Here is a 16,364-nt window from a genome sequence, read left to right on the forward strand (position 1 = left end):
TTATGCCGAAGCATCTTATTTCCCGCTTGATGGGAAAATTTGCAGCAGCCCGTGCCGGATGGTTCACACAAGCATTCATTCGTTGGTTTATCCGTCAATACAAAATTGATATGAGTGAGGCTATTGAAGAGTCGCCACAAGCGTATAAAACCTTTAATGACTTTTTCACGCGTCGCCTGAAACCCGAACTAAGACCATTAAAGGCGGATGATAACGAGTTGGCCCATCCGGTAGACGGTTCAGTCAGTCAGCTTGGCGAGATTAAAGACGGACGTATATTTCAGGCCAAAGGTCACGACTACTCGCTGCAAGAGTTGCTAGGCGGCAGCGAAGAAGACGCCAAACCGTTTATGAATGGCGATTTCGCGACCATTTATCTGGCACCGAAAGACTACCATCGTATTCATATGCCATGCGACGGCGTGCTCAAGAAAATGATTTACGTACCGGGTGACTTATATTCGGTTAACCCGCTCACAGCGGCCAATGTCCCCAACTTATTTGCGCGTAATGAGCGTGTTGTGGCCATTTTTGACACAGAAGTTGGCCCCATGTCGATGGTTCTGGTTGGCGCCACTATTGTTGCCAGTATTGGTACAGTCTGGTCCGGCACTGTGACACCGCCAACTGGTGGACGCATTCAAAGCTGGTCTTATCCGGCATCTGGCCCTGCTGCTATACACCTTAAGAAAGGTGAAGAAATGGGTCACTTCAAATTAGGCTCGACCGTGGTACTGACGTTTGCCAAGGATGCTATAGAATTTGACGATGACCTTGAGCCTCGCTCTACAACTCGCATGGGTGAGGTCATGGCAAAAATAAAAGCAGAAACTAAAGAGAGTGACGATTGATTTTATGGGCTCACCGGGGTGCAAGTTACGAAGCTCCGGAAAACACGCTAGCGGCCTTTACGCGCGCCATGGACTCAGGTGTCCATGGCATTGAGCTCGATGTTTACGGCATTGACGGCGAGCGCTTCGTCTTTCATGACCGCTACCTCGAGCGCCTCACCGCAACGCCTGGTCGCTTAAAAGACTTATCTGCCGAGCAAATAAAGCATCTAAAAATATTTGGACAGCAACCCATACCGACTCTACGCGATGCCCTCAAACACATTAATGGCCACTGTCATGTGAACATTGAGCTAAAAGGCGACATCCCGACCCGTGAGCTACTAAAAGACGTCGATTACGCACTGACTCATACGAGTTTCTCCCAAGACCAACTCTTGTTTTCATCGTTTAATCATCATTGGCTGCAACGTCTTAAAAAGCGTCGCCCTGACGCCCTTATTGGCGCTTTAAGTGCCAGCTGTCCGTTAACTTACTGCCAGTTTGCAGAGGATCTTAATGCTTATTCCGCCCACTTTGCTGTGGACTTTGTAACTAAAGGGCTGGTCAAAGACGGACATAAACGGGGGCTTCAGGTGTATGTCTACACGGTCGATGAACAACACGATATCGAAGAGCTGCACGAAATGGGCGTTGATGGCATTTTCACGAACCATCCAAGCTTTGCACAAAATGTCATTGCCGGCTTAACGACTGCCGGCAATGATCCTATCTTGCACTATTAACTGTGGTGATCCGGATACTCTTCCTGCATTGACTCCAGCTTACGCGTAATTGCCATCGGTGAACTGGTCTTCTGAGCCAGTGCAATGTAAAGCGCAGGAATAACGAACAAGGTTAAGAACGCCGATACCGCCACACCGGCAAAGATTACCGTACCAATAACCTGACGGCTTTCAGCGCCAGGCCCTGAGCCGAGAATAAGCGGCATAGCACTCATGAGAGTCGTGAATGCTGTCATCACAATAGGACGCAAACGCTGACGCGAAGCCCGCAGAACAGCCTCTTTAAACTCGACACCGGAGTCGCGCAGCTGGTTCGCAAATTCAACGATCAGAATACCGTTTTTCGCAGCCAAACCAATGAGCATGACAATACCAATTTGGCTATAAATATTGATACTCATGCCCGTTACGTAAAGGCCAATGAGGGCACCTACAATCGCCATTGGAACCGCCAGCATTATGACCAACGGATGTATAAAGCTCTCAAACTGAGCGGCGAGTACCAGGAAAGTAATCACCAGCGCTAAGCCGAATACAAAGACGATAGAGCTGCCACTTTCTTTATAAAGCTGCGATTCACCTTTGTAGTCAATAGAAACGTCTTCAGGCAACTTCTCCTGAACCACCCCTTCCAGATAACTCAAGGCTTCACCCAGCGAGTAACCGTCCGCCAGGTTCGCTTCTATAGTCACACTGCGCATACGATTATAACGGTTCAGTCGCGCTGAAGTTGCCTGCTCAGTAATGCTGACTAAGTTTGAGAGCGGTATGAGCTCATCACTTTTGCGCGAACGCACATAGATATTATCGATAGCGCTTGGGCTGCGATAGTCTGCTTTCTCACCTTCGAGCATAACGTCATACTCTTCACCTCTATCGAGATACGTGGTGACACGGCGCTGCCCCAGCACGGACTGTAGCGTAATACCAATATCCTGAACCGACACACCTAAGTCTGCCGCACTGGCTTCATCCACTTCAATAAGCAGTTGCGGCAACGTTTCTTTATAGTCGCTGTCCAGGTTTTGCAAACCCGGGTTTGTTGACGCTTCTTCTATAACTATATCGCGAAACTCCGCTAGGCGCTCATACGTATTACCTTGTAATACAAACTGTACCGGTCGACCACCGCCACCACTAATACCGCTGCGCATGAAAGCGAATGCCTGAACGCCAACGACAGAGTCTAATTGCTCTCGCATTTCTTCCATTAAGTCAAAGCTTGACCAGTCACGTTCATCAAATGGCACAGCACCAACAATCGCGATACCGGCACTGCCGCCCCAGCCCGGCGCACGGACAATTAAGCGATCGATTTTGCCTTCGTCAATATATGGCAGAAGTATTTGCTCAATTTCATCCATGTGTCGTGAGCTCGACTCAAAGCTGGCGCCTTCAGCACTGTTTACGCGAATATAAAAGGTACCGCGGTCTTCCGGTGGTGCAAACTCTTGTGGAATAAAGCTAAACAAACCGTAAGCAACAACACCTGACATTACAACTAAAACTACCGCCATTAGCGGGCGCTTAACGCTTTTTTCAAGAATGTTGCCGTAGCCTTTTTCCAGCCAGTTAAAGGTCGCATCAAAAGCCCGACCAAACTTACTGGTTCGCTCTTTTTTGCTGAGTACTTTAGAGCTCAACATAGGGGTTAGCGTCAGTGCCGCAATGCTTGAGAAAGCGACCGCTGCAGCTATGGCCAAGGCAAACTCGGTGAAAAGCTTACCAATATTACCTTCCAGAAACGCCAGCGGTACAAACACGGAAATAAGCACTAACGTCGTTGCTATAACGGCAAAGCCAACTTCTCGCGCACCTCGATAAGCGGCCAGCAAAGGCGGCTCGCCTTCTTCGATACGTCGGTAAATGTTCTCTAACACGACAATGGAGTCATCAACCACAAGACCTATCGCCAACACCAGTGCCAGCAGAGTCAGAAGGTTGATAGAAAAGCCCAAGGCAAAAAGTACTATGTAAGAGGCAACTATGGCGACAGGTACCGTTAACGCCGGAACTATGGTCGCCCGTACATTCCCCAAAAACAGGTAAATCACGACAATAACCAGCGACATAGCTACGGCTAAGGTGTTGTACACCTCATCCACTGACCCCTGTATGAATATCGATGAGTCGTAGCTTGGCGCCAAATACATGGTTTCCGGAAGTGTTTCCTGTATATTCTCCATTTCCCGGTGAACATTATTCACCACTTCCAGCGTATTGCCCTTAGACTGTTTAATGATGCCAATACCGACCATATTCACGCCATTACCACGGAAGTCGGTTTTATCATCCTCGGCGCCGAGTTCGACCCGGGCAACCTCCCCTAAACGAACAAGGTAACCATCATCGCCCTGACGTATTACTAGGTTTTTAAAGTCTTCCGGCGTTAAATAGGTTCTTGCCATCCGAACCGAAAACTCGCGGTCTGTTGACTCAACCTCACCGGCGGGTAACTCAACATTCTCTTCGCGCAATCGGTTTACAATGTCGGTCACTGTCACACGCCGTGCCGCCATCGCATCGCGGTCTAGCCAAACACGCATGGCATAACGGCGATCACCACCGATTACCACTCGCGCTACCCCATCAGCGACCGACAGCCTGTCCACGATGTACCGCTCAGCGTAGTCGGTCAGCTCAAGAATGGACATGCTTTCACTGCGCAGGTTGTACCAAACGACCGTACTTTCGTCGCTGGAGGCTTTTGACACTTCAGGCGGGTCGGCCTCTTCAGGCAGGTTATCGAGTACACGCGACACGCGCTCACGAACGTCATTCGATGCTGCATCAATGTCACGGGTTAAATTAAACTCGATACTGATACGCGAACGGCCATTACTGCTGCTGGAGCTGATATTTTTAATGCCCTCAATGCCACTGATGCGATCTTCCACAAGCTGAGTAACTTGCGTTTCCACCACTTCGGCGGAGGCTCCCGGGTAGTCGGTATCAATTGAGACAATTGGGCGATCGATATCAGGGTATTCACGCAACGGCAGCATCGTGAACGCAACAATACCAAACACCAATAAAAGTATGTTTAGAACCGTCGCAAATACCGGACGTTTAACAGAGAGATCAGACAACAACATAAATTACTCTCCCTGAACGGATACTGGAATTCCGTCGCGAAGGCGGACAATACCTTCAATAATGACTTTCTCGCCAGGCTTAAGACCATCAGTGACCTCAACAATCCCCGGCTTTCTGCGACCAATGGTCACTTCTTTCTGGCGGGCTCTGTTGTCAGGAGTTAACACATAGACATACTGGCGGTTTTGAATAGGAACCAACGCCTTTTCCGGAAGCAACATCGCTTCGTCAATGCTGCGCAGTAGCGTAATTTGCAAAAGCATACCCGGACGCAAACGCTCATCATCGTTGTCTATTTTGGCACGAACACGCACAGCTCTGGTTACCGGATCAATGCGTGAATCAATGCTGGTAATGCGTCCGCTAAAAAGTTCTCCCGGGTATGCCCGGCTGCGCGCCATCACTTCCTGACCAACTGCTATGCTGGCAAAGAAACGTTCTGGCACACTGAAATCAATTTTTATCGGTTTAATGTCGTCTAACGTTGTGAAGACATCGCCCGGGCTTACTAAAGATCCAGGGCTTACCTGGCGGATACCTACGCGTCCTGAGAACGGAGCGTAGACTTTCATTTCTCGTAACGTGGCTTCTGCGACTTCTAAGTCTGCCTGTAAACCGTTAACTTTAACCTGCTGTTCATCATACTGCTGCTGCGAAGCTGCATTCCCTCGGCGCAATTCACTCACTCGATCAAGTTGTCGCTTGGCTTCTTCTAAACTGAACTTAATTTGTTGAACACGAGCCACTTCTTTGCGGGCGTTAAGCTCAGCTAAAAGCTGACCCTCTTTTACCAGGTCACCGCTATCGAAGTATATTTTCTCGACGACGTCTTGTGTCTGCGCAGTAATTTCCACGGTTTCATTGGCCATAGCAGTACCTAAAGCCTCAATGGTATCCCGAAACTCACTGACCTCTGCCTGCTGCACCTTTACCGGCACGGCCTGCTGCCCCCCCTGCTCTACCACTTCTTTTGGCGGAAACCCAAATAAGTAAATTGCTGCCGCTAATAAAACGACAACCACAATGGTAATTGGGTTAATCCAGCTACGTTTCGCCATGTTGACCTCTAAAAGCTTGTGTCCAACGGTTTTAAACATAGCTTATTGTACGAAAAACACCGCCATTAAGGCGGTGCACTTAACGAGGATTATCGGTCTTTAATCGCAAATTCAGTATTTTAAATATGATTTAACGGGTGTCAGCTATTCAAAGCGACTCCTTATGGTACATCGGACTGTGTTTATGAATCGCATCAATAAACGCTTTCGCATGCTCCGGATTTACTTCCGGATGAATACCATGCCCTAAATTAAACACATGACCATCCCCGTGACCAAAGCTTTCAAGTATTGTCTGAACCTCTTGTTCAATGCGCTCAGGCGAGGCGTACAAAACGCTCGGATCCATATTTCCCTGCAGGGCAACTTGTCCGCCAACGCGAGCTCGCGCGTCTGATAAATCGGTTGTCCAATCAACTCCCAGAGCATCGGCTCCGGACGCCGCCATTGCCTCTAACCACTGACCACCATTCTTAGTAAATAACGTCACTGGCACCTTGCGCCCGTCGGCTTCGCGCGTCAGTCCTTTTACAATTTTTTCCATGTAGGCTAGCGAGAACTCTTTGTAGTCTCGTGGTGACAACACGCCGCCCCAGGTGTCGAAAATCATAACCGACTGCGCCCCTGCGGCTATTTGCGCGTTCAAATATTGAGTGACAGAGTCAGCCAGTACATTCAGCAGGTGGTGCATGGCTTCGGGCTCTGCAAACATTAGCTGCTTAACTTTGGAAAAGTTTTTAGTGCTGCCGCCTTCGACCATATAAGTCGCCAGCGTCCATGGGCTGCCGGAAAAACCTATCAGAGGCACTTCACCTTGCAGTTCACGGCGAATCATTCTAACCGCATCCATGACATAGCCCAGCTCATCTTCCATGTCAGGTACTGACAAGTTTTTTATCGCCGCCATGTCTCTGACTGGATTTTTAAACTTAGGTCCTTCACCCGCTTCAAAATACAGCCCAAGGCCCATAGCATCAGGAATAGTGAGAATGTCGCTGAATAAAATAGCTGCATCTAAATCAAAACGGCGTAGCGGCTGCAGAGTGACTTCGCACGCCAGCTCCGTATTACGACAAAGCGACATAAAGTCGCCAGCTTCGGCCCGAACTTCTTTGTATTCAGGTAAATAGCGCCCTGCCTGACGCATCATCCAAACTGGCGTCCGGTCAACAGGTTGCTTCAATAATGCGCGAAGATAACGATCATTTTTTAATGCTGGGGCCGTCATAACTCATCCATTTTTACAAAATTCTGGCGCGCATTTTAGCAGTGCATGCGCACGCACTCCATGAAAACTTATAGCTAGCCGGTTTCTACCTCTTTATGGCTATATCGATAAGCGTTCGCGCGATAGTTCCCTGCGGAGGTATTTGAGGTAAATCATTAATTGGGAACCAGTTTCCGGTAACCAATTCATGAGGGTCAATATGCAAATTCCCGGAGTCCCATTCGGCGGTAAAGCCCATCATGAGAGAATGCGGAAAAGACCAAGGTTGGCTCATATGATACTGAATGTTTTTCACACGAATACCTGCTTCTTCGTACACCTCACGCTCAAGCGCTTGCTCCAGATTTTCACCGGCTTCCACAAATCCTGCGAGAATGGAATAAAGTCCCGCTTTATGCCGCTTACCCTGGGCTAAAAGCAATTGATCATCTTTCGTAATTGCAACAATAATGCAAGGGGACACTCGCGGATAACAGCGGTGCTGGCATTGGTGGCAGTGCATGGCAAGTTCCCACTCAACACTTTGCATGCGAGTACCACAACGGCCACAAAAGCGGTGTGTATTCAGAAAGTCGCTGAACTGCCGGGCACGCCCCGCCATCGCAAACACTTCCATGTCATCCGGCTTTAAGAGTTGCCGCAAAGGTGCAAAATCACCGCCTTTGAACTGCTCATCCATGTAATCCGCCATGACCAGATAGCAGGTTCTTTCGCGAATCTCGCCAATTTCAATAACCTGGTATTGCACCAAGTCCGGAAAAGCAAGCTCATTAAGCGGCCCAAACGGCACTTCGCCATCATGGGTCAGAAAAATATGATCGGCGCTGACAACAAACCACCATGCGGGTTCGTCATTCGCTGGAGTTGCGTATAAAGTTGCCATATTTCGGTTCTTTCTTCCGTAAGACGATTTTTGCGTAAAACCTATTGAGTTCTAACGACTGAGAATTTACATTGATGACTGATATCAATAACGGAGAGTATCATGTTAAGCTGCAATGAACAGGCAAAAAAGCGCTGGGGTGGCGCTCATAAAACCATTGATCACTGGCTGGAAGAACGTCAGGACTTGCTGATCAATTACTTTAAACTTGCCGCCTTACCGCCTTATGAAAACAGTCATAAAGGCTTACCAGACGTTGTTGATATAAGAAACTTCTGCGGTCAGTTAGTCGATTATGTTTCAAGCGGTCATTTTGAAATTTATGACCAGATTGTCCGAGAAGCGAGCAGTCAGGGACATTCAGTTGATGACTTAGCAGACGACTTATTCCCGTTAATTTCTGATACAACCGATATTGCATTAGACTTTAACGACAAATACGGTGACATTGATTCAACCAATCATTGCGATAAGTTTGACCGAGACTTGTCTGCCTTAGGTGAAGCCATTGAGCTTCGCATGGAGTTTGAGGATCAATTACTCAACCATTTAGAAGAGCATCAGCTTATAACCGCATAAGCCGAAAATGCACGTAGCCTGACGTTAGTTACGTCAGGCCACGTCATATTACAAAGTATTACTGCTCTGCACCGCCTGACTCTTCTTCAGTATTTTTCACGTCCAACAGCTCTACCGTGAAAATTAGTGTTGAGTTTGGTGGAATTTGTCCGCCACCCACTTCGCGCTCGCCGTAAGCTAGCTCTGCTGGAATGACAAAGCGGTATTTCGCGCCTTCTTTCATTAACTGAAGACCTTCAGTCCAACCTTGAATAACTCGGTTCAGAGGGAATGAGGTTGGCTCACCACGTTCATAAGAGCTGTCGAATACTTCACCATTAATTAAAGTACCTTCATAGTGAACCTCGACCATATCGGTTTCAGCCGGGCTGTCACCTTCACCTTCTTCCAGCACTTCGTACTGTAAGCCGGACTCAGTCACTTTAACGCCTTCTTTCTTCTTGTTTTCTTCCAGGTAAGCCTGACCTTCTTCAGCCGACTTCTGACCTAAAACGTTTTGGCGCTGCTCCATCACTTCCTGACGCATCGCGTTCAAAATTTCTTCTGCTTCTTCGTCGCTCAGCTGAGGGTCGCCTTTAATAGCATCCACAAAACCAGCAATAATAACATCACGTTCCAGAATGAAGTCGGCTTCTTCCTGACGCTCCAAGTTACGGGCAATAAAGCCGCCAACCGATGAACCTAACGCGTATGCTTGTTTGTCTTTTTCTGTCTGCAACTGAGTGTCGTTCGCCGGAAACTTTTCTTGTGAACAAGCGGCTAACGCCAGGGCGACCGCTGATACTGCCAACGGTTTCATCAGATGTTTCATTGTTTTCTCCAATTATCGTCTTGCATCCTTTCGGACTATGTCATAATAGTGTTAGTGAACAGAACCATACTACACAACCACAGGGGAGTTGCCTATGCCTTTTATAAAGCTTAGCGCTATACTGCTATTCACTTTAGCGGTCAGCGCCTGTCAACCGTCCCCTGATAAAATTCATAAAAAGGTTCATGCAGAAAATGGCACCTACGCTGCCGATATTTCCGACGATGGATCTTACAGTTTAGTGTCCACAGACGAAACCGGGCTTTTGTTGTGGCCTCGCTACGCTAACAATGCCAAGTACCGATGGAAACATGAGAAAGGTGAAGTATCACAAATCATTGATGTTGATATTGCAGCAGACAATAGTGTGGCAGTGGCTGCATCGCATTACGAGTTTTCAATGTGGGATATCAGTACCGGTGAAAACTTAGGTTTTTGGAGTATTGGTAATGGGCGTATTCAGAATATTGTAGTGAGCAAGTCCGGTGGTACCGTTGTGTTAGGTAAACGTGACGGCACTCAGGTCGCTTTTAACCCGCAGTCCGGCCGCCGCATCGAGTTTTACGGACATACCGAGGCCATCAATGCGCTGGATATTTCACCCAATGGTTTTTATGTACTCAGTGCATCTAACGACTACACGGCCATTTTGTGGGACACGCGCAGTGGTCAAATTGTGCACCGCTGGGAGTATGAAGGCCGTATGACGCAAGTCGCACTTCACCCCAGTGGCAGGTATGCGTTTGCTGCTGACTCTACGGATAATGCAGTTATTCGAGCATTGCCCGGAGGGGAGGAAGTGAGTCGATTGAAGTTTCCTGACCGGCAACGTATTTTTAGCGCAGCCCGCTTTAGTAAATCGGGAGACTACTTAATCACGGGAGCTCCTTCACGTCGCATTGCTATTTGGGACACTGCTACTGGCAAACTATTAAGTGACTGGCGGGTCGACTTACGAGACGGTGGACGTCCAAGTAATGCGTCCGTTTTAGCGGTAGTCTTCGATGAAGCTGAAAATACCGTCGTCAGCGAAAGCTCAGCAGGCCTCGTTGAATGGTGGGAAATTGACTTAACAGGCAGTAAATAATGGATTTAAAGAAAGTCGAACAACAAATGGCAAACCTGGAAATGCAATTAACCTTTCAGGAAGACACCATTGAATCATTGAATAAGCTCGTCACTGAACAAACTCAGCAAATGACTGAAATGCAACGTCAAATTCGCTGGCTGGGTAAGCGTTTAAAGCAAATGCAGGAGCAAAGCTCAGACAGCTCTGATCCATCAAAAGAACCGCCACCACCACATTACTAATATTGATCTTGCGGGCTAAGCAACGTATAACAACTGTTCTGTTTTAGTTTGCGGGAATGTTATGTCATCAAAACACCCAATTATTGCGGTCACCGGCTCATCAGGCGCCGGAACCACCACAACAGGCCAGGCTGTTAGACACATCTTTCGTTCGTTAGATGTAAGTGCTGCCTTTGTGGAAGGTGACAGTTTTCACCGCTACTCCCGACCGGAAATGGACCTAGCCATTCGTAAAGCTCAGGAGCAGGGGCGGCATATCAGTTACTTTGGCTCTGAAGCCAATGACTTTGATCGCTTAGAGTCGCTTTTTCGCTCGTATTCACAAACCGGTCAGGGAAAAATTCGACGTTATTTGCACAGTTTTGATGACGCTGTGCCTTACAACCAGATGCCTGGCACCTTTACACCTTGGGAAGAGCTGCCAGAAAACACCGATGCGCTTTTCTACGAAGGTTTACACGGTGGTGTTTGTGGCGACAGTTATGATGTGGCGCAATATGTCGACTTGCTCATTGGCATGGTTCCCATTGTTAACCTGGAGTGGATTCAAAAGCTAATCCGAGATACGTCTGAGAGAGGTCACTCCCGAGAAGCAGTTACCACAAGCATTGTACGCAGTATGGAAGACTATATTCACCATATTGTGCCGCAGTTTTCACGCACCCATATTAATTTCCAACGAGTGCCTACTGTAGATACATCCAACCCATTTAGCGCAAAAGACATCCCTTCGCTGGATGAAAGCTTTGTGGTCATTCGTTTTCGCGGCATAAAAAATGTAGACTTCCCTTACTATCTGCAAATGATAGAAGGCTCATTCATGTCACGTACCAATACTCTAGTCGTGCCGGGAGGGAAAATGGCGTTGGCAATGGAGCTTATTTTAACGCCATTAATTGAGCAAATTATGGATAGAAAGAACCAAGTTCGCCGACAAGTCGACTGGATCTCAAGCCAGCAATAGCTTTTAAGCTTCCTCTATTCGGTAGCTATGGGTGATATTGACTGAGGCTTCCAGCATTTTAGCCACTGAGCAATATTTGTCGGCTGACAGTTTGACCGCACGCTCAACATGACTTTCGCTGACGTTTTTGCCAACCACCACAAACTCGATATGAATGTCTGTAAACACTTTGGGGGTTGAGTCAGCGCGCTTACCAGAAAGCTCACAGTAGCATTCGCTGAAGTCCTGACGGGCTTTTTGCAAAATACTGACAACATCGACTGAGGCGCAGCTGCCCGCAGACATCAAGACCATTTCCATTGGGCTTGGCGCTTTGCCGGGAGAATCCCCATCCATAATGACCTGATGACCGCTGCCGGAGGTAGCTACAAACGTCATGTCTTCATGCCAGCTCACTCTTGCGTTCATCGTATTATCAGCCATTATTGTTCCTTGTCGTCTTAAATAGGTTTATACGCGATACTCTCGCAGATGCTCGTCAAACAGGTTTTTCACCAGCCCGACAAACTCATCTATGAAAGCTTCCTGCTCTGGGGTTGGATGAGTATCCAATACTTTGGAGAGAACTTCTTCTAAGTCATAAACAATAGCATCTGTTTCACGAACAATATCGAGCCGCTGCTCCTGACTCAGTTCATTTTGTTCAAAAACCGCCATCATGCTCATGGAAAGCTTTTCTTCCATCAAGTCTCGCAAAGTGTAGTCTGCGGTTTTTTCCTGAGCGCTTTGGTCAGAAAATAACGGTAACTGCCCCGTTAAATACTGAATCAGCTCAATGTATCCGTCGTTTTCTACTATCATCTGGCTCTCTTTACGTATGCGGCTGGACAATCATTCAAATTGCCCAACCGCTAAAGTAGCACAGATTGTGACTAGAATTTAAGTCCTGGTGCCAATGACTCAGGTAATGTCATGGTATCAGCTTCAACCGAAGCAACAGGGTACGCACAGTAGTCAGCCGCGTAGTAAGCGCTTGCTCTGTGATTACCACTGGCTCCAATACCACCAAATGGCGCAGCGCTGCTCGCACCTGTAATTGGCTTGTTCCAGTTCACAATGCCTGCCCGAATGTGCTTAAAGAAGTAGCGATAGGTCTGCTCGTCATCACAAAGAACACCAGCCGACAAGCCATAACGCGTGTTGTTTGCTTCTTTAATTGCATCATCAAGCTCTTTATAACGATACACCTTTAACAGCGGACCGAAGTGCTCTTCGTCTTCAAGACCTTCAACACCCGTGACATCAACAATACCTGGTGTCACAAAGCCTTTTTTAGGGTCTTCCTGCTTCATACGAACCAGCGACTTGGCACCTTTATGCAAAAGCTCATTCTGTGCATCGACCATTTCGCCGGCAGCTTTAGCAGAAATCATTGCGCCCATGAATGGCTGAGGTTCTGCCTCATAGTCGTCAACCAGAATATTTTCAGTGACTTCGACTAAGCGTTTTAGTACCGCTCGACCTTGTTCTGAGTCTTCAATAAACAGGCGGCGCGCACAAGTACAGCGCTGGCCTGAGGTAATGAACGCAGACTGCACAATGTTGTGAACCGCCGCATCAATGTCCGAAACATTGGTCACTAACAATGGGTTATTACCGCCCATTTCCAGCGCTAAGATTTTATCCGGACGACCACCGAACTGTTTATGCAGTAGGTGTCCGGTATTCGATGAGCCGGTGAAGTACAAGCCGTCAATTTGAGGGTGTGCAGACAGCGCCTTACCCGTTTCAACTTCGCCTTGCACTAAGTTAAGAACACCAGCAGGTATACCCGCTTTTTCCCAAAGCTTAACGGTTTCCTGAGCGACCATAGGCGTTAGCTCACTGGGCTTAAAGACAATGGTATTTCCGGCAATAAGTGCTGGTACTATGTGTCCGTTTGGCAAATGACCTGGGAAATTATAAGGACCATAAACGGCAACAACACCGTGCGGTTTATGGCGGATAAAGGCTTTCGCGCCTGGCATTTCATTTTCAACCGTGCCCGTACGCTCATTATAAGCTCGCTCTGAAATTGCTACTTTGCCCATCATAGCGCCAACTTCTGTACGAGTTTCCCAAACCGGCTTACCAGTCTCTTTTGCCATGGTACGTGCTAAGTGTTCTTTGTTTTCTTCCAGTAACTCTGAAAACTTTTTACAAATAGCCAAACGCTCGTCGACAGACTTTTCAGCTCATTCCGGAAACGCTTGTCGAGCGGCCATAACAGCCTTTTCCACTTGGTTCGCGCTGGCCGATTCACCCGACCAAATGACTTCGTTACGAGCCGGGTCAACAGAATCGAATTTTTGGCCTTCGCCTGCTTCCCATGCTCCGTTAATAAACTGAATACTGTTCGTCATAAATTTCACTCCTGCTTAAAGTGCGACAATTCGTGCGTCGTCGCCGTCACTTAAATGCATCTTATCTGCTTGCTCTTTATCGAGAATCAACTCGCTCGCGCCTTCAGCTAACAGTAGTTTCGTTGCTCGAAAGTTTTCCAACTGTGTATTACAGACAATATGTGGCACCGCTGCTTCAACTTCAGGCACTTGTTCTTTAACACTCACGGTTACCACTTTGCTGTTTCTTACACTGTTTAAGTTGCAGACCTCTGCTTCTACCGTTGGACCAGCATCAAAAATATCGACAAAGCCACGGAAACGAAAACCTTCCGACTCCAGCAATTTAAGTGCTGGTCGCGTGTTGTCATGTACTTTTCCGATAACCGCACGAGCGTCTTCACTCAACAAGTTCGTGTAAATTGGAAAGCGTGGCATTAACTCAGCAATAAAGGTTTTATCGCCAATACCGCTTAGGTAATCCGCTTTCGGGAAATCCATGGAAAAGAAATTATCTTCCAGCCAAGTCCAAAATGGCGAGTCACCATTGTCGTCGGAAACCCCACGCATTTCTGCAATCACCCAGTCGCTGAAACGCTGTTTAAACTGAGCCAAAAACAACATACGGAAACGCGATAACGTACGACCGTTCATGTTGTGACGGTAAGGCTCGCGCAAGAACAAGGTGCACAACTCTGACACACCTGTGTAGTCATTACACAAGGTCAAAGTTTCCAATGCATTATAGATATTAAGTTTTTCTGAATGATGCACGACTTTACCGAGACGGTAATGCCAAAATGCTTCATCCAGACCCACCGCAGCTTCAATACCGCTCACACCCGCGATGGTTCCGGTTTCGGTGTCTTCCATCACAAATAGGTAACTTTCATCACCCGGTGTTTCGACGTTCTCTTTTCGAAAAGCCTTTTGGGCACGATCAATACGGCGCTCTAATAACGACTGATCGACGGGCAACGAGGTAAACCCGTGCCCCGACTCAATCGCACACTGATACAGCGCTTCGTAATCTGACGGCTTAATGGGTCTGATTAGCAACATAAAAACGCCTCAGTAATTAACCAACAACCTGAGCAACGGCTTTTTCAAAGCGTTGCAGGCCTTCTTTGATATCGTCTTCAGAGATGATGAGCGATGGGGTAAAACGCACAACGTTTGCACCCGCTACCAATACCATCACGCCGTGCTCTTGTCCCGCTAACAAGAACTCACGCGCTTTACCTTCGTATTGCTCGTTAAGTGCCGCACCCAACAAGAGCCCCTGGCCACGAATTTCACTGAAGACGTTATACTTTTCATTGATGCGCTGCAGTTCTTCTTTGAAAAGCTGCTCGCGCTTTTTAACGCCATCCAGAGTTTCTTTGGTGTTCACAATATCGAATACCGCTTCAGAAACAGCACAAGCTAACGGGTTACCACCATAAGTACTGCCATGCGTTCCTGGTTTCAGGTGCTCTGCAATTTCTTTAGTCGTTAACATAGCGCCAATTGGGAAACCGCCGCCCAATGCTTTAGCAGAAGTCAAAATGTCAGGTGTTACGCCTAATTGTTCATAGGCATATAAAGTGCCGGTGCGGCCAAAGCCTGTTTGAACCTCATCAAAAATGAGCAACGCGTTGTTCTGGTCACACAATTCGCGCACAGTTTTTACAAACTCGACGTCCGGCGCTACCACACCACCTTCACCTTGTAGCGGCTCCATCATAACGGCACAAGTGTCGTCAGAAATAAGCGCTTTCAACGCTTCAGCGTCGTTATAGTCAACGTGCTCAACAGCGCCTGGTTTCGGACCGAAGCCGTCTGAGTAAGCCGGTTGGCCACCAACAGTTACTGTAAAGAAAGTACGACCGTGGAAGCCTTTCGTAAAAGCAATAATCTTTTGCTTATGCTCACCGTGCTTTTCAATCGCCCAGCGACGCGCCAGCTTAAGTGCCGCTTCGTTGGCTTCTGCGCCAGAGTTTGCGTAGTAAACACGGTCAGCAAAAGTAGCGTCTGTTAATTTTTTAGCCAAGCGAATAGCCGGCTCATTAGTAAATACGTTACTTAAGTGCCACAACTTCTGGCTTTGCTCTTGCAACGCTGACACCATTGCCGGGTGGCAGTGACCTAAACAGTTAACAGCAATACCGCCGGCAAAATCTACATATTCGCGGCCGTCCTGGTCCCATACGCGGGCGCCTTCGCCTTTAACTGGGATCATTGACGCTGGGTTGTAGTTTGGAACCATAACGTCGTTAAACATTTCGCGATTTACTGCCATTTTGTCTGTCATTACTCTCGTCCTTATCGCTCATGCGAATTAACAAAGGTGTCAACAAATGAATGTCTTGAAAAGGGCGCTATTATGCCAAAATTTGACCAGCTTGTCTGTGTTAATTCCTTTCAACCCCCTTTTCATATCAGCATTTGGGAATTTATTGCGTTTTAACTGAATAGTTATGCTTAAGCGCGAATAGTGACTGAATCTTTACTCACACTTTTTTCTTTAAGTTTCGTGTTGTAAAACTTATTAACAA

General features: G+C 47.6%; 15 protein-coding genes and 1 pseudogene. 6 read left to right on the plus strand and 10 right to left on the minus strand.

The annotated features are described in order from the left end of the window. The first annotated feature begins 2 nt into the window (after positions 1-2). Together asd and CWI73_RS09490 are read left to right on the plus strand one after the other, a co-directional pair. Positions 3-851: an archaetidylserine decarboxylase gene (gene asd, locus CWI73_RS09485; RefSeq protein ID WP_126752680.1), complete on the plus strand. Its 849-nt coding sequence runs from the start codon at positions 3-5 to the stop codon at positions 849-851. Next, complete coding sequence (locus CWI73_RS09490) at positions 848-1,576, plus strand: glycerophosphodiester phosphodiesterase (protein WP_126752569.1); 729 nt, start codon at positions 848-850, stop codon at positions 1,574-1,576. The genes asd and CWI73_RS09490 overlap by 4 nt, the downstream gene beginning before the upstream one ends. Here CWI73_RS09490 and CWI73_RS09495 read toward each other — a convergent pair. The 4 genes from CWI73_RS09495 to nudC form a co-directional block, all read right to left on the minus strand. Next, entirely contained in the window at positions 1,573-4,671 is a 3,099-nt protein-coding gene (locus CWI73_RS09495) for an efflux RND transporter permease subunit (protein WP_126752570.1), read from the minus strand. The genes CWI73_RS09490 and CWI73_RS09495 overlap by 4 nt on opposite strands. A gap of 3 nt (positions 4,672-4,674) precedes the next feature. Continuing rightward, positions 4,675-5,730, minus strand: a complete 1,056-nt coding sequence (locus tag CWI73_RS09500) for an efflux RND transporter periplasmic adaptor subunit (protein WP_126752571.1) — start codon at positions 5,728-5,730, stop codon at positions 4,675-4,677. Between the two features lie 148 nt (positions 5,731-5,878). Continuing rightward, positions 5,879-6,958 (minus strand): uroporphyrinogen decarboxylase, encoded by a 1,080-nt coding sequence (gene hemE / locus CWI73_RS09505; protein ID WP_126752572.1) that lies wholly within the window; start codon positions 6,956-6,958, stop codon positions 5,879-5,881. Positions 6,959-7,043: 85 nt separating this feature from the next. Beyond that, positions 7,044-7,841 carry an NAD(+) diphosphatase gene (gene nudC / locus CWI73_RS09510; RefSeq protein WP_126752573.1) on the minus strand — a complete coding sequence of 266 codons (798 nt, stop codon included), beginning with the start codon at positions 7,839-7,841 and terminating at the stop codon, positions 7,044-7,046. Between the two features lie 102 nt (positions 7,842-7,943). Between nudC and rsd the strand changes: the two genes are divergently transcribed. Beyond that, entirely contained in the window at positions 7,944-8,420 is a 477-nt protein-coding gene (gene rsd, locus CWI73_RS09515; protein ID WP_126752574.1) for a sigma D regulator, read from the plus strand. 58 nt (positions 8,421-8,478) lie between these two features. Here the strand turns inward: rsd and fkpA are convergent, their stop codons facing one another. Then, a complete protein-coding gene (gene fkpA, locus CWI73_RS09520) occupies positions 8,479-9,231 on the minus strand; it encodes an FKBP-type peptidyl-prolyl cis-trans isomerase (protein WP_126752575.1) in 753 nt (250 codons plus the stop codon). Positions 9,232-9,325: 94 nt separating this feature from the next. On the opposite strand from fkpA, the gene CWI73_RS09525 reads away from it, so the two are divergent. From CWI73_RS09525 to CWI73_RS09535, 3 genes are all read left to right on the plus strand, one after another. Next, on the plus strand, positions 9,326-10,318 hold the full coding sequence (locus tag CWI73_RS09525; RefSeq protein WP_126752576.1) for a WD40 repeat domain-containing protein: 993 nt from the start codon (positions 9,326-9,328) through the stop codon (positions 10,316-10,318). Beyond that, positions 10,318-10,542, plus strand: coding sequence for a SlyX family protein (locus CWI73_RS09530; protein ID WP_053954339.1), 225 nt, complete (start codon positions 10,318-10,320; stop codon positions 10,540-10,542). Before CWI73_RS09525 ends, CWI73_RS09530 begins: the two co-directional genes overlap by 1 nt. A gap of 61 nt (positions 10,543-10,603) precedes the next feature. Beyond that, positions 10,604-11,506 carry a phosphoribulokinase gene (locus tag CWI73_RS09535; protein WP_126752577.1) on the plus strand — a complete coding sequence of 301 codons (903 nt, stop codon included), beginning with the start codon at positions 10,604-10,606 and terminating at the stop codon, positions 11,504-11,506. 3 nt (positions 11,507-11,509) lie between these two features. On the opposite strand, the gene CWI73_RS09540 is transcribed toward CWI73_RS09535, so the two are convergent. From CWI73_RS09540 to CWI73_RS09560, 5 genes and pseudogenes are all read right to left on the minus strand, one after another. Beyond that, entirely contained in the window at positions 11,510-11,914 is a 405-nt protein-coding gene (locus CWI73_RS09540) for an OsmC family protein (protein WP_198675181.1), read from the minus strand. Positions 11,915-11,956: 42 nt separating this feature from the next. Beyond that, on the minus strand, positions 11,957-12,307 hold the full coding sequence (locus tag CWI73_RS09545; RefSeq protein ID WP_126752579.1) for a DUF3802 family protein: 351 nt from the start codon (positions 12,305-12,307) through the stop codon (positions 11,957-11,959). Between the two features lie 71 nt (positions 12,308-12,378). After that, positions 12,379-13,848, minus strand: a pseudogene (gene astD / locus CWI73_RS09550) (succinylglutamate-semialdehyde dehydrogenase). A gap of 15 nt (positions 13,849-13,863) precedes the next feature. Beyond that, positions 13,864-14,889 carry an arginine N-succinyltransferase gene (gene astA / locus CWI73_RS09555; RefSeq protein ID WP_126752580.1) on the minus strand — a complete coding sequence of 342 codons (1,026 nt, stop codon included), beginning with the start codon at positions 14,887-14,889 and terminating at the stop codon, positions 13,864-13,866. Positions 14,890-14,905: 16 nt separating this feature from the next. Continuing rightward, entirely contained in the window at positions 14,906-16,108 is a 1,203-nt protein-coding gene (locus tag CWI73_RS09560; RefSeq protein ID WP_198675182.1) for an aspartate aminotransferase family protein, read from the minus strand. Positions 16,109-16,364: the final 256 nt, after the last annotated feature.

This window comes from Idiomarina piscisalsi (assembly GCF_003987095.1).
In the GTDB taxonomy this organism is placed as follows: domain Bacteria; phylum Pseudomonadota; class Gammaproteobacteria; order Enterobacterales; family Alteromonadaceae; genus Idiomarina; species Idiomarina piscisalsi.